The sequence below is a fragment of the Haloferax prahovense DSM 18310 genome (genome assembly GCF_000336815.1).
Taxonomy (GTDB): domain Archaea; phylum Halobacteriota; class Halobacteria; order Halobacteriales; family Haloferacaceae; genus Haloferax; species Haloferax prahovense.
Genome location: NZ_AOLG01000008.1, coordinates 52,886 through 72,502, shown reverse-complemented (window position 1 = coordinate 72,502; position 19,617 = coordinate 52,886). Strand labels below are relative to the sequence as shown.

Sequence of the window (19,617 nt, the reverse complement as noted above, 5' to 3'; positions counted from 1 at the left end):
CGCTCCGGCTCGCTCGCGCGACGAATCCAATCCGTCTTTTTCACCCGACGCGCTCGACTCCCCTCAGAGCCGTCGCTTCAGTTCATCGGCCGTCTTCTCGCCGACGCCGGGCACGTCCGTCAGGTCCTCGAGCGACGCCTCGCGGACGCCTTCGACGCTGCCGAACCGCGTGAGCAGCGCCCGGCGGGTCTTCTCGCCGACGCCGGGTACGTCGTCGAGGACGGTCTTCACCTCGTCGCGGAGCGTCTGGTGGTACTGGACGGCGAAGCGGTGGGCCTCGTCGCGGACGCGCTGGAGGACGTGCAGGTGCGGCGCGTCGTCCGGCCAGTCGAACGTCCGGTCGGGCGTGACCACCAGTTCGCGGTCCTTGGCGATGCCGACGGCGGGCACGTCCCAGCCGGTCTCGTCGAGGGCGTCGAGCGCGGCGTTCAACTGTCCCTTCCCGCCGTCGATGAGGAGTAAGTCGGGGTCCGGGCGGTCGTCGCGGCCCTCCAGCGCGCGGGTCGCCCGCCAGCGGACGAGTTCTCGCATGTTCGCGTAGTCGTCGTTGCGCTCGGGGAGTCGCCGCCGGCGGTAGTCCGAGGTTTCGGCGCTCCCCTCGACGAAGCACACGTCGCTGCCGACGACGGCCTTGCCCTGCGCGTGGCTCACGTCGAAGCCCTCGATGCGGGAGGCGCGGCGCACGTCGAGGTCGAGTTCGCGGGCGAGCGTGGCGAGTCCATCGTCGCGGCCGGCGCGTCGGCGGGCGTTCTTCAGGGCGAGTTCGACCAGTTTCGCCTCGCGGCCCGCGCCGGGGACGCGGACGCCCACGCCCTCCGATTCGAGCCACGCGACCACGTCCTCGTCGTCCGGATGCTCCGAGAGGACGACCGCGTCGGGGAGTTCGCGCTCGGCGTAGAACTGCGCGAGGAACGCCGAGAGGACGGCGGCCGTGCGGTCTTCGCCCTCGGGCGCGTCGAGGTGGTGGCGGGTCCGGTCGACCAACTGGCCGCGCTCGGCGTGGAGTCGCGCGACCGTCGCCGAGTCGCCGCGGAGCGAGACGCCGAGCACGTCGATGGCGCGCTCGTCGGTCTGCGCCGAGACGGCGTCTTCGCCCGCGCCGTGGAACGACTCGACGACTTCCAACCGGTCGCGGAGGTTGGCGGCGCGCTCGAACTCCGCGTCCTGTGCGGCGGCTTCCATCTCTCGCCGGAGCGGGTCGGCGAGGGCGCCCGTCTCGCCCTCGAAGAATCGAACTGCCGACTCCACGTCCTCGCGGTAGTCGCGCTCTGCGATTTCGCCGGTACAGGGAGCCGTACACAGGCCCATCTCGTAGTCGAGACACGGCCGCGAGCGATTCGAGTACTTGTGGTCCGAACAGCCGCGAAGGCCGTAGGTCTCCCGAATCGCCTTCACGACCGTCTCGACGCGGCCCTTGTCGGTGTACGGTCCGAAGACGGTCGCGGAGTCCTCGGGGTCGCGAGTGACCTCGATGCGCGGGACCGCGTGGGCCGTCAGTTGGACGAGCGGGTAGGACTTGTCGTCCTTCAGGCGGACGTTGTAGCGCGGCTGGTGGCGCTTGATGAGGTTGGCTTCGAGGAGGAGCGCCTGCGTTTCAGTGTCGGTAACGGCGAAGTCGATGTGCTCCGCGCGGTCGACCATCCGGGAGATGCGCTCCGACCGCGGGTCGGCGTACGACCGGACGCGGGCGCGGATGTCGACCGCTTTCCCGACGTAGAGCACCGCGTCGCCGGCGATGAACTGGTACACGCCGGGGTCCGACGGAAGCGCGCTGGCTCGTTCGCTGACCGCGGCAGGGTCCATCTGGGGTGGCTTACCGCGCGAAGGGCTTGAGGCTGACGCGTCGAGCGAGCGGGACGGTCGATTCGGTCGTCTCGCCGCCTCGGAAGTTATCTAATTTGATAATATGCTCGAAAGATACTCCTGTGATGCTCTGAAACGTGGCCTCTAATGTCACTTGGTATACTCTCACGCGTCCGCTCGTGGTTCGGTGAGGAGACTCCGTTACCGGACGGCGGAATCGTCGCCGGTTCCGCCACGGACGCGCCGGACTTGAACGTCGACGACGACGTACTGCTCGACGGCGTCGGCCTCCCGGCGTTCGTCCTCGACGAGCAGGGTCGCATCGCGGCGTGGAACGCCGGCGTCGAGTCGTTGACCGGCACGTCCGCGGACGCCGCGCTGGGCCGACGCGACCTCGGTGATGCCTTCTACGGCGACTCCGCGGCCAGCGTGCTCGCGGGGCAGGTCCTCGACAACCCCCGCGACGCGGCGGCGCTCGACGGCGTGGAACTCGACGACCCCGACCGCCTGCTCTACGCCGTAGAGGAGACGTTTGCGGACGTGAACGGCGACGACTGCCACGCCCGGCACACGGCGATGCCGCTCTACGAGGACGACGAGCTCGTCGGCGTCCTCCAGACCGTCCGCAACCGGACGACGGAAGTCGAGCGCCACCGCGAGGTTGCCGCGCTCGTCTCCGAGGTCGAATCGACGCTGACCCAGTTGAGCGGGGGCAACCTGGACGCGCGGGCGACGATAGACGAGAGCGGGGCCGTCGACGACCAGCTCTACCTCGTCGTCGACGCGGTCAACGAGACGGCGCGCAATCTCTCGACGCTGGCGTCGAACGTCGAAGACGAGACGGAGACGGCGACCGCGGCGGTCACGCGGGCCGCCTCGGCGGCCGACGCCATCGTCGACAACGTCGAGGAACAGCGCGACCTCCTCGACGAGGGCGCGACCCAGATGCAGCAGTTCAGCGCGACGATGGAGGAGGTCGCCGCGACCGCCGACGAGGTCGACACGGCGGCTACGGAGGCGCGGCAGGCGACCGCCGAGGGCCGCGAGGCCAACAGCGAGGCGCGAGAGGCGACCGAGAGCGTCGTCACGATGGGCGACGAACTCGTCGACCGCGTGACCGAACTCGGCGGCCGCATGGACGACATCGAGGCGGTCGTTGAGGTCATCTCCGAGGTGGCCGAACAGACGAACCTGCTCGCGCTCAACGCGAACATCGAGGCCGCTCGCGCCGGCGAGGACGGCGACGGGTTCGCCGTCGTCGCGGAGGAGGTCAAGTCGCTCGCCGACGAGACGCGCCAGCACACCGAAGACATCACCGCGCAGATAGAGGACATCCAGTCGCAGACCGGCGAGGCGGTCCACGCGGCGACGGAGTCGAACGACCGCATCGAGCACGCCGACGACCGCATCTCCGAGATGCTGGCGGCGTTCGAGGAAATCGCCACCTCCATCGACACCGCCGCCGACGGCGTCGCGGAGGTCTCCCGCGCGACCGACGAGCAGGCCGAGGCGGTCGAGGAACTGACCGCGACCATCGAGGACGTGCGCGACCGGACCGTCGAGACCGAGGGCGCGGTCGACAGCATCGTCAGCGCGACCGACGAGAGCACGCAGGCGCTGTCGTCGCTCGCCATGGAAGTCGAGGAGCTGACGGGCAATAGCTCCTGAGTCGGGTTCCGAACGGCCGGCGTCGATGCCGGCACGCGTAAGGGAACCCCGTCCGAACCACGGGCCATGAGCGACGACGACACGACGCGGCTCTGGTTGGTCGAGCGGTCCTACGACGACCGGGACCTCATCATCCTCATCTACGCGACGCCGGACGGCGAGTACGAACTCCGGAAGGAGCTCGCCGCGGCCGTGATGCACCAGCGCCGGATGACCGTGACCGCCGCCATCGACGCGCCGACCGAGAACCTCGAACCAGTAAGTGACGACGACCTGCGCGAGCGGTACGCGACGGAGGCCACGAAGATGGCTGACTCCCACGAACCCGACGAAGAGGTCTGAGGCGGCCCCGCCGACCGTCGACATCGACCGTCGATACCGGCCGTCGAAGCCGACCGAATCGCACGACTGCGGCGATGTAACCCCCTCCGTCTGACCCCCCGCTCCGCGCGGGAATGTTATCGCCCGTGATTTTTGCACCTAAAACCCTTTAACCCAGTACGACGCAGGCCCGCCCATGGCCGCCATCGAACTGAACGGGGTGACGAAACGGTTCGAAGACGACGAGGGACTGTTCGATTCTCTCCTCCCGTCGTCCGACGCCGACGGCGTCACCGCCGTCGACGACCTCACGTTTTCCGTCGCGGAGGGTGAGGTCTTCGGGTTCCTCGGTCCCAACGGTGCCGGAAAATCGACGACTATCAACATGCTTCTCGACTTCGTGCGCCCGACGAGCGGGTCCGTCCGCGTGCTCGGACACGACGCGCAGGCCGAGAGCGTGGCCGTCCGGCGTCGGACCGGCGTGCTCCCCGAAGGTTACGAGGTGTACGACCGGCTGACCGGGCGCGAACACGTCGAGTTCGCCATCGAGTCCAAGGAAGCCGACGACGACCCCGACGAACTGCTCTCCCGCGTCGGCCTCGACCCCGACGAGGCGGACCGCCGCGCCGGCGGCTACTCCAAGGGGATGTCCCAGCGCCTCGCGCTCGCGATGGCGCTCGCCGGAAGTCCCGACCTCCTCGTCCTCGACGAGCCATCCTCCGGTCTCGACCCCGCAGGCGCACGCGAGATGCGCGAAATCGTCCGCACCGAGGCCGACCGCGGCGCGACGGTGTTCTTCTCCAGCCACGTCCTCGGACAGGTCGAGGCGGTCTGCGACCGCGTCGGCATCATGCGCGACGGCGAGCTCATCGCCGAGGACACCATCGAGGGGCTCCGTAGCCGAATCGAGACCGACTCGGTTCTCCGACTCGACGTCGACGGCGACGCAGACCTCGACGCTGTCCGCGCCCTCGACGGCGTCTCGTCGGTCGAATCGGACGGCGACCGCCTCGTCGTCGGCTGTACCGACGACGCGAAGACGCGCGTCATCGAAGCGGTTGAATCGAACGGTGCCACGGTGGCCGACTTCGAGACTGACTCCGCGTCGCTGGAGGACATCTTCCTCGCGTACACCGAGGGTGACGACTCGGCCGGCGAACCGGAGGNGGTGGCCGACTTCGAGACTGACTCCGCGTCGCTGGAGGACATCTTCCTCGCGTACACCGAGGGTGACGACTCGGCCGGCGAACCGGAGGTGACAGCATGACGCTCGAATCGGTCGCGCGCAAGGACTTCCGCGACGCCCTCCGGTCGCGGTGGCTCCTCGGCCTGACGCTGTTTTTCGCCCTCCTCATCGGCGGGTCGACGGCGCTGTTCTACGGCGTCCTGCTCTCTGGCGCGGGCGCGAACTCCGAGACGCTGTTCGGCCTCACCACCGCGCCGGGCGGGCTGTTCAACTTCTCCTACGCGGGCATGCTCGGGTTCGTCCTCGCGCTTATCGCGCTCGTAACGGCCCACGGCTCGCTCATCGACGAGCGCGAGTCGGGCACCATCAAGCTCCTGCTGTCGCTGCCGAACTCCCGGCGCGACGTGGTGTTCGGAAAGCTCGTCGGCCGCACGCTCGTCGTCATCATCTCGATGCTCGTCGGCTTCGTCGTCGCCCTCTTCGCGATGCTGTTCACCGGTGGGCAGGTCATGTTCGTCTCCTACGCGGGACAGGTCGCACTCTCGGGACTTCTCGCCACGGCGTTCGTCTCCATCGGCGTCTGGCTCTCCGCGACCTCGGCGTCCCAGCGACAGGCGCTGTTCGGCACTGTCGGGCTGTACTTCATCTTCGCCGTCCTCTGGTCGACGGTCGCGACGGGCGTCCCGCGGCTCGTCAACTGGGTCATCGAGCAGCTCGGTCTCACCGCGCTGACCGCGCCCCAAGTCGTCCAGATGCGCCTTTTCATCAAGTACCTGAACCCGCTTCGGGCCTACGAGACGCTTGTCGCGGAGCTGTACGGCCCCGCGGTCGCCGCCCGCCTGTTCAAGGCCGGACTCGGCGAGCGACTCGCCATCGAGGCGACCTTCAGCGAGGCGCTTCCGTTCTACTTCACCGGGCCGTTCATCCTCGCTATCCTCCTCGCGTGGATCGTCGTCCCGCCGCTGCTCGGCTACCGCGCGTTCCAGAAGGCGGACCTCTGAAGCGGAGACGCGGACCGCCGAGGCGGTAACGACCGCTTTCGCGACTCCCCACCGACTGCCGACTATTCTGGCGGGTACGCCACGCCGCGCTCCGCGAGCAGTTCTTCGAAGTCGGCTTCCGTGAGCGTCGGCACGTCGTTCGCCTCGGCGTCGTCGCGCTTCGACTGGCCGGGGTTCTCGCCGACGACGAGGTAGTCGGTGTTGCCCGAGACGGAGCCGGTAACGCTGCCACCGTGAGATTCGACGAGGTCCTTCACGTCGCCCCGGCTCGCGGCGAGCGTCCCGGTCACGACGAACGTCAGGCCGTCGAGTTCGTCGCCGCCCGATTCGACGGGGTCGGGGTCGACGCCGCGGTCGAGGAGCGCGCGAATCACGGCGCGGTTGTCCGCGTTCTCGAAGAAGTCGCGGACGCGGCGCGCGACCGTCTCGCCCACGTCGGGCACCGTCGTCAGACGTTCTTCGAACGCGTCGAACTCGCTTTCGTCGGCGTCGGATTCGATGGGAAACGCCTCGATCGACCCGAACTCGCGGGCGAGACCGCGGGCGGTCGCTTCTCCGACCTCGGGGATGCTCAGGCCGACGAGGAACGAGTCGAGAGAGGGGTTCGTCGAGTTCTCGACGGCGGTCACGAGGTTCTCGGCGCTCGTCTCGCCCCACCCTTCTAACTCGGCGAGGTCGTCGACCGTCAGGCCGTACAGGTCGGCGACCGTCTCGACGAGGCCGGCGTCAACGAGCTGGGAGACGCGCTCCCCGCCGAGGCCGTCGATGTCCATCGCGCCCTTGACCGCGAAGTGGCCGATAGAGGCCTCCCGCTGGGCCGGACACGAAAGCCCGCCCGAGCAGAACGCCAGCGGGCCGTCGCGGTCAACCGCGCTCCCGCAGACCGGGCACTCGTCGGGGAACTCGTAGCTTCCGCCGCCGTCCTCCGTGACTTCGACAACCTGCGGAATCACGTCGCCGGCGCGTTTGACGCGGACGCGGTCGCCGACCGCGACGCCGAGGGCGGCTATCTCGTCGGGGTTGTGGAGCGTCGCCCGCGAGACGGTGACGCCGCCCACGTCGACGGGGTCGAGGATGGCGACCGGCGTGAGCCGGCCTGTCCGCCCGACCTGCACGACGATGTCGCGGACGGTCGTCACCTCGTGGCGGGCGGGGAACTTGTAGGCGAACGCCCAGCGGACCGAGCGACTCTTTTCGCCCAAGCGCTCGCGGGCCTCCCGCGAGTCCACCTTGATGACCGTCCCGTCGATTTCGTAGTCGAGGTCGTCGCGGGCCGCCTGCATCCGGTTCCGGTATTCGATGGCCCCCGCTACGTCCTCGGCGCGCTCGACCCGGTCGGCGACGCGGAGGCCCCACTCGCGTAGGCGGTCCAGCGCCGCCCACTGGCTGTCGGGTCGCGCGCTCGCGTCGAGGATGTCGTAGAAGAAGACCGCGAGCGGTCTGTCGGCGACGACCGAGGGGTCGAGGTTGCGGAGCGTCCCGGCGGCCGCGTTCCGGGGGTTGGCGAAGGCGTCCTCGCCGGCCTCGACGCGCCGGGCGTTGAGGTCGCTGAAGTCGGACTTCGGCATGTGAATCTCGCCGCGGACGGCCAGTCGGTCGGGGTGGTCGCCGCGGAGCGACAGCGGCACGGTCGGAATCGTCTTCACCTGCGCGCTCACGTCGTCGCCGCGTCGGCCGTCACCGCGGGTGGCCGCGCGGGCGAACTCGCCGCCCTCGTAGACGACTTCGACCGAGAGGCCGTCGAACTTGGGTTCGCAGACGTAGTCGACCTCACCGACCTCGCGGCGGACGCGCTCGTCGAACTCCCGGAGGTCGTCGGCGTCGGTGCTCTGGTCGATAGAGAGCATGGGCGCGACGTGTTCGACCGTCTCCAGCGCGTCGATTGGCTCGCCGCCGACGCGGTTCGTCGGGCTGTTGGTCGTGTCGAGGTCGAACGCGCCTTCGAGCGCGACGAGTCGGGAGAACAGCGCGTCGTAGGCCGCGTCGGAGACGAGCGGGTCGGCCTCGACGTAGTACCGGTGGTCGTGTTCGCGGACGGCTTCGCGGAGGAGCGCGGCCTGTTCTTCGGCCGCTTCGCGCGAGAGCGACTCGGCGGGTTCGAACTCGGTCGGCGGGTCGCGGAGGTACGGGTTCGACTCGGCGTTGACGTCGGCGTCGCTCATTGGTTCGGGTGTCGGCCGGACGGCGGGTAAACGCTCCGGGGTGGCGGCGAACGGCGACGTTCCGGCCGCGACGACTCCCGCCCGAACCGCGCCGCGTCACGCGAACAGGTAGGCGACTCCGAGCGCGGACGTGAAGACGCCGACGAACCGCGTGAGCGTCACGTTCCACTCGGCGGGTTCGACCTCGTCTTTGGAAGTCTTGCTCCCGATGGCGTCGACCCGCTCGCCGAGTTTCGACACGCGGGAGGGGAACGCCGCCGCCGGGAGGCCGACTGCGAGAAAGACGGCGGCGACGAGGAGGAAGTCTCCGGCCATGAAACCGGTCTTCGGTCTCGGGGAATAAGCGTGTTGGCGACGACGGCGGGCGAAGCCGGGGATGAGACTGTGCGCCGACGACTCGACTCCCGCCGACCGCTCACCTGCGGTTCACGACCATCTCGACCGACCCCTCGGGTCGGAGCGTAATCGAGGGGTCGAACGACAGGTCGTGGGTCGGGTCGACCGTCCACGACCGGGCAATCGTTGCCAGCGCGAGACGCGCTTCCAGCATGGCGAAGCGGTCGCCGATACACCGCCGCGGGCCGCCGCCGAACGGGAAGTAGGCGTACTTCGGGAGGTCGCGTTCGAACGCCTTCGTCCACCGACTCGGCCGGAAGTCGAGGGGGTCGTCGTAGAACCGCGGGTCGCGGTGGAGCACCCACTGCTGGACCGAGACGGTCTGGCCGGGTTCGACGCGATAGCCGCCGACTGTGTCGAGTTCGGCGGCCTCGCGGATGAGTTCCCACACCGGCGGGTAGACCCGCATCCCCTCCTTGACGACCTGCTCGGTGTAGGTCAGGTCGTCGAGGTCGCCGAAGCCGGGGCGCTCGCCGTCGAGGACAGTGTCGAGTTCCTCGCGGAGCGTCGCCGCCTGCTCGGGGTTCGTCCCGAGGAGGTGGAGCGTGTAGGTGAGCGCCAGCGCGGTCGTCTCGTGGCCGGCGAGGAGGATGGTCACGAGTTCGTCGCGTATCTGCTCGTCCGGCAGGGGTTCGCCGTCGTCGTCGCGGAACGTCAACAGGAGTGAGACGACGTCGTTGGCCTCGGGGTCGGGGTCGTCGTCGCGGTGCTCGGTCACGATTCGGCCGACGACCTCGGTGAGGTCGTCCAGCGCCTGCTGATACCGACGGTTGCGCGGGGTGGGGACCCACCGGGGCACGTCCACCGGGCGCTTCAGCGAGGTCGACGAGTAGTCCATGACGGTTTCGAGGGCGTCGCCGACGGCGGACTCCTCCTCGCGGATGTCCACGTCGAACAGCGTCTTCGCGGCGATTTCGACGGTGAGGCTCATCATGTCTTCGTGGATGTCGCGCGTCTCGCCGTCTTCCCACGACGACAGCATGCGCTCCGTGTAGTCGACCATTACCTCGCTGTAGCGCCGGAGCATCTGCGGGAGGAACGCAGGCTGCATCAGGTGGCGCTGCTGTCGCCAGAACTCGCCTTCGCTCGTGAGCAGGCCGTCACCGAGGACCGTCCCGAGCGATTCCTGAAACAGCTCGCCTTTGATATACCGCTGGTTCTCCTGTACGAGGACGTGCTCGACGAGTTCGGGGTCGCTCAGCTGGTAAAACGAGATGCCGCCGATGTCGTACTCGGCGACCGGACCGTACTCGCGGGCGACCCCGGTGACGAACGCGAGCGGGTCGTCCGCGTACCGAAGGGTGTGGTGGACCACGGGCTTCGACGGGGGACTCGGCGGTCGTTCTCGACCGCCTTGCGTCGCTTCTGACATGGATGAAGCTACGGGCGGAACCGGGATGGCGCTACTGCCGATGCCGGCCGGCCCTTTATATGGTGGTCCACCAAGTCGGCGACGCGACGCCGGCGGCCGTCACCCGAGTCGATTCATCACGCGCGATTCGACCTTCCGGAGGTGTTCCGAGACGGTGCTCTGCGAGCAGCCGAGTTCGCCGGCGAGTTCCTCGACCGACACCCGACGCGGGATGTCGTAGTAGCCGCGCTCGACGGCGGTGTCGAGGACTTCGCGCTGGCGGGCGGTGAGGTCCGCGCGGACGCCGCCGCGGACCGGTTCGTAGTCCGAGAGGCCGTCCACGCAGAACGCGTCGGTGAGCGAGTCGGGCAGCGACGTGACCGCGCCCGAGAGCTGCGCGTGGCTCCCGAGGACGTTGACGACGACGCCCTCGCGGGTGAGCCGAATCGGCGTGTCGAGAAGCAGGTCGTGTTCGTCCACGAGTTCGAGGAGGCGGCGCACGTCGTCGTCGGGGACGAGATGAACGTGGCAGACGACACCGCCGTCGGCCGTCTCGCCCGCGTCGAAATCGACGATATCGGGGTGGTCGGCCAGCCGCGCCTCGACGTCCGGCGGCGCGTCTTCGAGGACGCAGAGTTCGACCACGGTTCCGTCGGGCCGGAGCCGTAGGTCGCGAAGCTCCCCGCACGGGTGTCGGCCGTCGACCGCGAACACGTCGTACGGGCTCCCGAACGGGTTCTCGTCGGCGTCGAAGTGGGCCCGGAGACACTTCATGCGTTATATCCTCCCTCGCGCCGCCGAGGTATGCAAGTTACTCTCCGGCGCGGGGCGTCTCGTTTCTCCCGGGCTCCCCTCCGAACTGGCCGCCGCTTTTCACCCCTAACCACGGGCAACGCTTGCCGTAACTGACGGTTATTCCTCTGTCGAAGATTATGCACCTCATACATGAACCGAGGCTTCCGCACGCTCGGCCTCCACGCCGGACAGGACCCGGACCCGGCGACAGGGGCCCGCGCCCCGCCACTCTATCAGACCACGTCGTACGTCTTCGACGACGCGGACCACGCCGCGGACCTGTACGCCCTCGAAGCCGACGGCGACGTCTACTCCCGCATCTCCAACCCGACGACCCGCATCCTCGAACGCCGCCTCGCCGCCCTCGAATCGGGCGTCGACGCGGTTGCCACCGCCTCCGGGATGGGCGCGCTCGACGCGCTCACGACCGTTCTCGCGTCGGTCGGCGACAACGTCGTCCTCTCGGAGGATATGTACGGCGGCACGGCCTCGTACTTCTCGAAGACCGCCGTCAGGCGCGGTATCGAATCCCGGACCGTCGAGACGCTCGACGTGGACGCTTACGAGGACGCCATCGACGAGGACACCGCCTTCGTCCACGTCGAGACGGTGGCGAACCCCTCGCTGAAGACGCCGGACTTCGAGGCCATCGCCGAGGTCGCCCACGAGAACCGCGTCCCGCTCGTCGTGGACAACACGTTCGCCACACCAGCACTCTGTCGGCCCATCGAACACGGCGCGGACATCGTCTGGGAGTCCACGACGAAGTGGCTCCACGGCTCCGGCACGACCGTCGGCGGGGTCGTCGTCGACGGCGGCACCTTCCCGTGGGACGCGGCCGACTACGACGAACTCTCCGGCGAGAACCCCGCCTTCGGCGTCGATTTCGTCGAGCGGTTCGGCGAGCGCGCCTTCGCCGAGGCCGTCCGCCAGCGCGCCGTCAGGAGCACCGGCAGTTGCCAGTCGCCGTTCGACGCCTGGCAGACGCTTCAGGGCGTCGAGACGCTCGCGCTCCGGATGCGCGCCCACTGCGAGAACGCCCGGCAGGTCGCCGAGTTCCTCCGCGACCGCGACGGCGTCGCGTGGGTCACCTACCCCGGCTTCGAGGACCACGAGACCCACGACCTCGCCTCGGAGTACCTGCAGGGCGGCTACGCCGGCATGGTCACCTTCGGCCTCGACGGCGCGGACGACGAGGCGGCCTACGGGGCCGCCAAGACCGTCTGCGAGTCGGTCGACCTCGTGAGCTTCCTCGCCAACATCGGCGACGCGAAGACGCTCCTCATCCACCCCGCGTCGACCACGCACGCCCAACTCTCGATGGACGAACAGCGCGCCGCGGGCGTCGCGCCCGACATGCTTCGACTGTCTGTCGGCATCGAGGACGCCGACGACATCATCGCCGACCTCGACCAGGCAATCGAACACGCCCTGCGTCAGCAGGCCGACGGGGGCCCGGAGGAGCCATGAGCCGCACGCGAACCACGCCCGGTCGCCGGGTCGAATCCGACGTGGTCGACATCGGCGAACACGAGTTCGAGTCGGGCGAGATACTGCCCGACCTGAAGGTCGCCTACGAGGCCTACGGCGAGTTCGACGGACAGAACGCGGTCCTCGTCTGTCACGGTCTCACCGGGAGCCAGCACGTCGCCGGCCACGGCACCGAGTCGGGCGTCTCCGGGCAGGCCCGCGCGTGGTGGGGCGACATCGTCGGGCCGGGCAAGGCGCTCGATACGAACGACTACTACGTCATCTGCGTGAACGTCCCGGGGTCGTGTTACGGCACGAGCGGCCCGGCGAGCGAGGGACCCGACGGCGAGCCGTGGGGGACCGACTTCCCGCCGGTCACCGTCCACGACTGGACCCGCGCCCAGCGCCGCCTGCTCGACCACCTCGGCGTCGGCCGCCTCCACGCCGTCGTCGGCGGCTCCGTCGGCGGCATGAACGCCCTCGACTGGGCCGTGCAGTTCCCCGACGACGTGGAGCGCCTCGCCGTCGTCGCCTCGGCGGCCCGCCTCGATTCGCAGTGTCTCGGCATCGACGCCGTCGCTCGCCGCGCCATCACCTCGGACCCGAACTGGAACGGCGGCGACTACTACGGCGAGGATCGCGCCACGCCCGACGCGGGCCTCGGACTCGCCCGCCAACTCGGCCACCTGATGTACCTCTCGAAGGACTCGATGGAGCGCAAGTTCGGCCGGCGCTCCGCGGGCCGCGGGGACCGCGGCGACGCCTTCCCGTCGGACCCCGCGGCCGCGTTCTTCCCGTACCGCGAGGTCGAGTCCTACCTCGACTACCAGGCCGAGAAGTTCGCCGAGCGCTTCGACGCCAACTCGTACCTGTACCTCACGCGCGCCATGGACGACTTCGACCTCTCGGAGGGCTACGAGTCCGACGCGGCTGCCCTCGCCGCCTTCGAGGGCGAGTCGCTCCTCGTCTCCTTCACCGGCGACTGGCACTTCACGACCGAGCAGTCGGAGTCGCTGGCGGGCGCGTTCCGCCGCGTCGACGTGCCGGTCGCCCACCACGTCGTCGAGTCCGACCACGGCCACGACGCCTTCCTCGTCGAACCAGAGAAGGTCGGGCCGCCGCTCGGCGACTTCGTCGACGAGGGCGTCGCGGGCCGCGCCGTGACCGACACCGCGACCGACGGCGGTGAACCCGACGAGGAGGAGGACTTCGCACCGGTCCACTCCTCGCTGTTCTCGCGCTGACGGTCTCTCCGTCGTTCCTGCTTCTCCCCGGCGGTTTTCCTCTTTCGCGTCGGTCCCACGTCGCAGAAGCCGGCGGGAATTGCGACCGACACCCCGCTTTACCCCCGTTCGATTCGACGTTCGGGTATGAGCGACGACGACAGCCCGGGCTTCCACACTCGGAGCCTCCACGCCGGACAGAGTCCCGATTCCGCGACGGGCGCGCGCGCCCCGCCGCTGTACCAGACCACCTCGTACGTCTTCGAAGACGCCGCCGACGCCGCCGCGCAGTTCGCCCTCGAAAAACCGGGGCACATCTACTCGCGGCTGATGAACCCCACCGTCGGGATGCTGCAGGAGCGCCTCGCGTCGCTCGAAGGCGGCGTGGGCGCGGTCGCGACCTCGTCCGGGATGGCCGCGTTCGACCTCGCTACCTTCCTGCTCGCCTCGGCCGGCGACAACATCGTCTCCGCGTCGTCGCTGTACGGCGGGACCTACACCTACCTCACCCACACCGTCGAGCGCCGCGGCGTCACGACCCGGTTCGTGGACACGCTCGACGTTGACGCCTACGAGGAAGCCATCGACGACGACACCGCGTTCGTCCACCTCGAAACCATCGGCAACCCGGCGCTCGTGACGCCGGACATCGAGGCCATCGCCGAGGTCGCCCACGACCACGGGACGCCGCTGTTCGTGGACAACACGTTCGCCACGCCGTACCTCTGTAACCCCATCGAGCACGGCGCGGACCTCGTCTGGCAGTCCACGACGAAGTGGATTCACGGGGCCGGCACGACCATCGGCGGCATCCTCATCGACGGCGGCACCTTCCCGTGGGACGAGTACGCCGACGACTACCCCGAAATCGCGAAGCCGAACCCGGCGTACCACGGCGTCAACTTCGACGAGACGTTCGGTCCCGCCGGCTTCACCTACGCCGGCATCGCCCGCGGCCTGCGCGACCTCGGCAACGCCCAGTCGCCGTTCGACGCGTGGCAGACGCTCGAAAAGCTCGAATCGCTCCCGCTTCGGATGCGCGCGCACTGCGAGAACGCGCAGGCCGTCGCGGAGTTCCTCGACGACCACGAGAAGGTGTCGTGGGTGAACTACCCCGGCCTCGAATCCCACGAGACCCACGAGGAGGCCTCGAAGTACCTGGAAGGCGGCTACGGCGGCATGATTACCTTCGGCCTCACCGACGGCTACGAGGCCGCCAAGGGCACCGTCAACAACGTCGAACTCGCGTCGCTCCTCGCCAACGTCGGCGACGCGAAGACGCTCGTCATCCACCCGTCGTCCACGACGCACCAGCAGCTCACGGAAGACGAACAGGCCGCCGCGGGCGTCACGCCCGACATGGTCCGCCTGTCGGTCGGCATCGAGGACGTCGACGACATCATCGACGACCTCGACCAGGCCATTCGCGCCGCGTCGAACTGAACTGAGCGCGCTCGCCTCGGGCGAGTCGTTCCCGGCCGCCGCGTCGGCGGACTGACCGGCCACCGACCGCCGTTCCTTTTATTCCCGCGCCAGTAGGTAGCTCCGTGGTAGAAGCACTCCTCTTCGTCGGTCTCCTGGTGGCAGTGTTCGTCGGGTTCAACATCGGCGGCTCGTCCACGGGGGTCGCCTTCGGTCCCGCGGTCGGGAGCGGTGTACTCGGGAAACTCGCCGCAGCGGCCCTGATGACGGGGTTCGCGCTCCTCGGTGGGTGGACGCTCGGGAGGGAGGTCGTCGCCAAGATGGGCGGCGAAATCGTCCCGCAAAGCGAGTTCACCCTCGCGGCGAGCGTCGCCGTCCTCTTTTTCGTCGGCCTCGCGCTGTTGGTCTCTAACCCCTTCGGCGTCCCCGCCTCCACGTCGATGACGGCGGTCGGGGCCATCGCGGGTCTCGGCCTCGCCAACGGGTCGCTCGACTCCCGCGTGATGCTCGAAATCATCTCGTGGTGGATCGTCGCGCCCGTCATCGCCTTCTGGATCTGCGCGGTCATCGGTCGGTACATCTACCCTTACCTCGATGCGTGGCTCAAACTCGACCAGAGCCCCGGTGCCCTCGTCAGGCTCGACCGCGACGGCGGCGTTCCGCGACCGCGACTCGGGCCGAACACGACGTACCGCGAGTTCGGGAGCACCGTCCTCGTCGTCGTCGTCGCCTGTTACATGGCGTTCTCCGCGGGCGCGTCGAACGTCGCCAACGCGGTCGCCCCGCTCGTCGGCAACGGCGCGGTCGAGATGAACACGGGCATCCTCATCGCCGGCGGCGCCATCGGTCTCGGCGCGTTCACCATCGCCCGTCGGACGCTCGACACCGTCGGCAACGACCTCACGCAGTTGCCCATCCTCGCGGCGCTCATCGTCGAGACGGTGAGCGCGTCGCTCATCTCCTTCCTGTCGGCCATCGGTATCCCCGCCAGCCTCGCCGTGAGCGCGACGATGTGCATCGTCGGCCTCGGCTGGGGACGGGCGACCCGAACCGTCACTCTCGGCGAGGCCCTGAGCGGCGGCGAGGCCCCGCAGGTATCGGTCAATGCCCTCACCGTCGAACGCGAGGACGAGGTGCCGAAGATGGGCGAGGAAGCCCCCGACGAACTCTCCGCGCAGGATCTGTTCGACCCCGGCACGACCGGGCGGGTCATCTTCTTCTGGATGCTCACGCCCTCGCTTTCGGCCCTCGCGTCGTACGCGCTGTTCTCCGCTGGCGTTATCTGAAGCGTTCAATCGCCGCATCTGTCAACCCGGAACTATCACGGTCAACAATGTGACAAACGGGCGGCCGCCGCCGCGGCGCGGGTCGAATTCGGCGCACGGAACAGCAAAGTCTAATGGGGTGGCCTTCGAATCCTCTGTCGATGCCCACGGTAACCTACCTCAACTACGAAGTTCTCGACGACAACGGCTGGGACCTCGACGACGACGACCTCTTCGAGCAGGCCGCTGACGCCGGTCTCGACGCCGAAGACTACGGTGAGATGGAAGTCAACCAGGGCGAGTACATCCTGGAAGCCGCCGAGGCCCAGGGCTACGACTGGCCCTTCAGCTGCCGCGCAGGTGCCTGTGCGAACTGTGCGTCCATCCTGAAGGAGGGCGAAATCGAGATGGACATGCAGCAGATCCTCTCCGACGAGGAAGTCAACGACAAGAACGTCCGTCTCACCTGCATCGGTTCGCCGGTCGAGGACGAGGTCAAGATCGTCTACAACGCGAAGCACCTCGACTACCTGCAGAACCGCGTCATCTAAGGCGCTATCCCGAACATTTCTTTCGACGCGTCGCACCCGTGACCGACGGGTACGCCGTTTCCGCCCCCGTCCGAGCCGAGAGGCCGACAGCGATTTGTCCCGCCGACCGGTCGCTCCACCCGTGTCGAGAGTCACGACCGTCGTCCGCGAACTCCGCCCCGACGATTCGCTCCCGAGCGAAGCGACCGAACTCGGTCGACTCGGGCTCTTTCTCGCCTGTCTCACGGTGGCGAGCGCGGCCAGCTACTGGGTCGCGCTCAGGCTCCGCGGCGTCCCGATAGTCGGCACGCTCGCGTCGCCGAACGTCGCCGGCCTCGCGGTTCCGACGCTCGTCTACGCGCGCTACCGCGGCGTTTCGCTCTCGTTCGGGCCTCCCGAGCGCTCCCGACTCGGCGACGCGGCGGCGACGGCTCTCGCTCCCGCGCTCGCCGTCATCGCGGCGAGCGTCCTCTTTGCGGTCGGATTCGACGCCTCGCTCGCCGCGCTCCTCGGCTGGACGTACCATCCGGAGGCGTCGGTCGCGACGGCGGCGGTTCGGACCGCCGAAGACGCGGCACTCACCGGCCTCGGGTTCGGGATTCTCGTCGCGGCGGTGTTCGACCTCGCCTCGTCGCGGGTCGGACTCTCGTCCGCGCGCGCCGTCGCTACGACGGCCGCGCTCGCGACGTTCTTTCACTCGGTGCTTCGGGACGCCGCGTTCACGCTCGTCGCCTTCCCGAAGCCGTGGCGGGTCAGCGTCGTCTCGCTTCTCCTCGTCGCTACCGTCTGCGGCTGCGTCGCCGCCGGCGTGACGTACCGAGGCGTGGTCGAGCGGTCGATTCGACCCCTCTCGCGCCCGACACTCGCTCCCGCGTTCGCCTTCGGACTGTTCGCCGTGGCCGCGCTCGGAACCGTCTTCGCCGACGTTCCCGGCGGCGTCGAACACGCCCTGTGGGCGCTCGCGTTCGGCGTGGCGGCCCTCGGTTTCGGCCGCTCGAAGTCGGCGTGGGTTCCCGCGGCCACGATGGCGCTGTTCTCGCTTTCGATTCGACTCGTCGGCTTCGTCGAACTCGCGTTGCTCTGACGCGTCGCCGGGGTCGGTTTCAGGATTGATACCCGTCCCGAACACCTAACTCCCCTGCCCCCAGTCTGCGGGTATGTTCGGTATCGGAACGCTCCCCGACCTCCTGCGGTTGGTGGTGCTCCCCGTCCTCGCGTGGACCGCGGTACGCGACGTCCGCACGCGGCGCGTCCCCAACGTCGTCTGGTATCCGCTCGCGGCGCTGGGGCTCGTCCTGCTCGCGTGGGAACTCGTCGGCCACCTGCCGCCCGAGACGGTGTTCGACCGGCTGTACCTGATTCGCGTCGGCGTAAGCGTCTGTTTCGTCGTCCCGCTTTCGTACCTGTTCTGGCGGCTCGGCGGCTTCGGCGGCGCGGACGCGAAGGCGCTCATGGTGTTCGCCGTCCTGCTCCCGACGTTCCCCAGTTACACCCTCGCCGGAACGGAGTTCCCGCTCGCCGCCACCCGCCTCGGCGTCTTCTCGATGACGATTCTCACGAACACGGTCATCGTCGGCCTCGCCTACCCGCTGTTCCTCGCCGCCCGGAACCTCGCCGACGGCGAGTTCGAGTTCCCCATCTCGTTCGTCGGCCGCCGCGTCGGTGTCCCGTCGCTCTCGACGGCCCACGGCCGCCTGTTCGAGTCGCCCGAGGGCGTGACGCGGAACGGGCTGGACCTCGACGCGCTCCGGATGTACCTCCGCTGGCGCGGCCTCACGCTCGCGGACCTGCGTTCGGACCCGGACGCCCTCCGCGACCCCGACAGCATCGGCGAGACGTTCGACCCGACCGACGGCGCGGTCCACCGCGCGGCGACCGACGGCGGCGCGTCGCCCAACCTCGACGACGAGGATGCGGTCGACGGCGATACCGCGGACGACGGCGCTGGAGGCGACACCGCCGAAGCCGACGCGGACGCGTCGTTCGACGACCCGTGGGGCGCGGCCCAGTTCCTCGACAGCATCGAGGGCACCGCCTACGGCACCTCGCCCGAGAAACTCCGCGGCGGACTGGAACTCGTGACGGCCCGCGAGTCGGTCTGGATTTCGCCGGGCATTCCGTTTCTCGTCCCCATGTTCGTCGGTCTCGTCGTCGCGTTCGTCTACGGCGACATCCTCTTCGGCGTCCTCGGCGCGCTCGGTATCGTCTGAGAACCCGCGCGGGTCGTGCGTAGTTTCCGCGCGGCGACGCACAAGAGATAACCCCGGCCACTGCGTGACCCGAATCATGACCGTCGATGTCGACTTCGGCGAGGACGGCCTCGTCCCCGCCGTGGCGCAGGACGCCGACTCCGGAGAGGTGCTCATGCTGGCGTACGTCTCGCCCGAGGCGCTCGACCGAACCGTCGAGACGGGTCGGGCGCACTACTACTCGCGGAGCCGCGACGAACTCTGGGAGAAGGGTGCGTCCAGCGGCCACACACAGGAGATTCGGGAGGTTCGCGTCGACTGCGATGCGGACACCCTGTTGTATCTCGTCGACCAGAACGTCGGCGCGTGCCACACCGGTCACCGGTCGTGTTTCTACCGCACCGTCGAGGGCGAGAACGTCGGCGAGCGCGTCTTCGACCCCGACGCGGTCTACGACGACGAGTGACCGATGCGAGCCGACCGATGACGGGGACGGCCGCTTTGTCGATCATCGCGACCGACGGGTCGACCGACCGATGACCGCGGTCGCCGGCCGATGCTGAGCGTCAATCCGATTTCCGTGGTCGCCATCGTCGTGGGGCTGGGCTGTTTCGCCCTCGGCGGCCGGCTGCTCAAGAGCGCCGCGGCCGCCCGTCGGGTCGCCCGCTCGGACGACCCGGAGTTCGTCCTCGACCCGACCCGCGAGGACCCGCCGGACGACGAACTCGACGGCGACGGCCTCGAACGCGGCTTCATGCTGTTGGTGTTCGGCGCGCTGGCGCTCCTGTTCGCGGCGATTAGCCTGTGAGTGGCGCGCGAAAAGTGATTCTTTCTC

General features: G+C 68.9%; 18 protein-coding genes. 13 read left to right on the top strand and 5 right to left on the bottom strand.

Going from position 1 to position 19,617, the window contains the following annotated elements:
- Positions 1 to 63: 63 nt before the first annotated feature.
- Positions 64 to 1,803, bottom strand: a complete 1,740-nt coding sequence (locus C457_RS00390; RefSeq protein ID WP_008090927.1) for an excinuclease ABC subunit C — start codon at positions 1,801 to 1,803, stop codon at positions 64 to 66.
- Between the two features lie 147 nt (positions 1,804 to 1,950).
- Between C457_RS00390 and C457_RS00385 the strand changes: the two genes are divergently transcribed.
- The 4 genes from C457_RS00385 to C457_RS00370 all read left to right on the top strand — a co-directional run bounded on the left by C457_RS00385 (position 1,951) and on the right by C457_RS00370 (position 5,979).
- Positions 1,951 to 3,471, top strand: coding sequence for a methyl-accepting chemotaxis protein (locus tag C457_RS00385; protein ID WP_008090926.1), 1,521 nt, complete (start codon positions 1,951 to 1,953; stop codon positions 3,469 to 3,471).
- 66 nt (positions 3,472 to 3,537) lie between these two features.
- On the top strand, positions 3,538 to 3,813 hold the full coding sequence (locus C457_RS00380) for a hypothetical protein (RefSeq protein WP_004974087.1): 276 nt from the start codon (positions 3,538 to 3,540) through the stop codon (positions 3,811 to 3,813).
- A 175-nt stretch (positions 3,814 to 3,988) separates the two neighbouring features.
- Positions 3,989 to 5,059, top strand: a complete 1,071-nt coding sequence (locus tag C457_RS00375) for an ABC transporter ATP-binding protein (RefSeq protein WP_008090923.1) — start codon at positions 3,989 to 3,991, stop codon at positions 5,057 to 5,059.
- Entirely contained in the window at positions 5,056 to 5,979 is a 924-nt protein-coding gene (locus C457_RS00370) for an ABC transporter permease (protein ID WP_008090922.1), read from the top strand. Before C457_RS00375 ends, C457_RS00370 begins: the two co-directional genes overlap by 4 nt.
- Before the next feature lie 62 nt (positions 5,980 to 6,041).
- Here the strand turns inward: C457_RS00370 and ligA are convergent, their stop codons facing one another.
- The 4 genes from ligA to C457_RS00350 all read right to left on the bottom strand — a co-directional run bounded on the left by ligA (position 6,042) and on the right by C457_RS00350 (position 10,662).
- Positions 6,042 to 8,141, bottom strand: a complete 2,100-nt coding sequence (gene ligA / locus C457_RS00365; protein WP_008090921.1) for an NAD-dependent DNA ligase LigA — start codon at positions 8,139 to 8,141, stop codon at positions 6,042 to 6,044.
- Between the two features lie 96 nt (positions 8,142 to 8,237).
- Positions 8,238 to 8,456, bottom strand: a complete 219-nt coding sequence (locus C457_RS00360) for a hypothetical protein (RefSeq protein WP_008090920.1) — start codon at positions 8,454 to 8,456, stop codon at positions 8,238 to 8,240.
- Positions 8,457 to 8,556: 100 nt separating this feature from the next.
- A complete protein-coding gene (locus C457_RS00355; RefSeq protein ID WP_049913331.1) occupies positions 8,557 to 9,909 on the bottom strand; it encodes a cytochrome P450 in 1,353 nt (450 codons plus the stop codon).
- A gap of 99 nt (positions 9,910 to 10,008) precedes the next feature.
- Entirely contained in the window at positions 10,009 to 10,662 is a 654-nt protein-coding gene (locus C457_RS00350) for a helix-turn-helix domain-containing protein (RefSeq protein WP_008090918.1), read from the bottom strand.
- A 171-nt stretch (positions 10,663 to 10,833) separates the two neighbouring features.
- Between C457_RS00350 and C457_RS00345 the strand changes: the two genes are divergently transcribed.
- The 9 genes from C457_RS00345 to C457_RS00305 all read left to right on the top strand — a co-directional run bounded on the left by C457_RS00345 (position 10,834) and on the right by C457_RS00305 (position 19,590).
- The gene (locus C457_RS00345; RefSeq protein WP_008090917.1) at positions 10,834 to 12,153 is read left to right on the top strand and encodes an O-acetylhomoserine aminocarboxypropyltransferase/cysteine synthase family protein; all 1,320 of its coding nucleotides are present in this window, start codon (positions 10,834 to 10,836) and stop codon (positions 12,151 to 12,153) included.
- Positions 12,150 to 13,397, top strand: coding sequence for a homoserine O-acetyltransferase MetX (metX, locus tag C457_RS00340; RefSeq protein WP_008090915.1), 1,248 nt, complete (start codon positions 12,150 to 12,152; stop codon positions 13,395 to 13,397). The genes C457_RS00345 and metX overlap by 4 nt, the downstream gene beginning before the upstream one ends.
- Positions 13,398 to 13,523: 126 nt before the next feature.
- Positions 13,524 to 14,819, top strand: coding sequence for an O-acetylhomoserine aminocarboxypropyltransferase/cysteine synthase family protein (locus C457_RS00335; protein ID WP_008090914.1), 1,296 nt, complete (start codon positions 13,524 to 13,526; stop codon positions 14,817 to 14,819).
- 143 nt (positions 14,820 to 14,962) lie between these two features.
- Positions 14,963 to 16,084 carry an inorganic phosphate transporter gene (locus C457_RS00330; protein WP_008090912.1) on the top strand — a complete coding sequence of 374 codons (1,122 nt, stop codon included), beginning with the start codon at positions 14,963 to 14,965 and terminating at the stop codon, positions 16,082 to 16,084.
- A gap of 140 nt (positions 16,085 to 16,224) precedes the next feature.
- Positions 16,225 to 16,614, top strand: a complete 390-nt coding sequence (gene fer / locus C457_RS00325; protein ID WP_004974109.1) for a ferredoxin Fer — start codon at positions 16,225 to 16,227, stop codon at positions 16,612 to 16,614.
- A gap of 121 nt (positions 16,615 to 16,735) precedes the next feature.
- A complete protein-coding gene (locus C457_RS00320; protein WP_008090910.1) occupies positions 16,736 to 17,677 on the top strand; it encodes a hypothetical protein in 942 nt (313 codons plus the stop codon).
- A gap of 73 nt (positions 17,678 to 17,750) precedes the next feature.
- Positions 17,751 to 18,803 (top strand): A24 family peptidase, encoded by a 1,053-nt coding sequence (locus tag C457_RS00315; protein ID WP_008090908.1) that lies wholly within the window; start codon positions 17,751 to 17,753, stop codon positions 18,801 to 18,803.
- A gap of 76 nt (positions 18,804 to 18,879) precedes the next feature.
- Entirely contained in the window at positions 18,880 to 19,248 is a 369-nt protein-coding gene (hisI, locus tag C457_RS00310) for a phosphoribosyl-AMP cyclohydrolase (RefSeq protein WP_004974115.1), read from the top strand.
- 90 nt (positions 19,249 to 19,338) lie between these two features.
- Complete coding sequence (locus C457_RS00305) at positions 19,339 to 19,590, top strand: hypothetical protein (RefSeq protein ID WP_008090907.1); 252 nt, start codon at positions 19,339 to 19,341, stop codon at positions 19,588 to 19,590.
- Positions 19,591 to 19,617 lie beyond the last annotated feature (27 nt).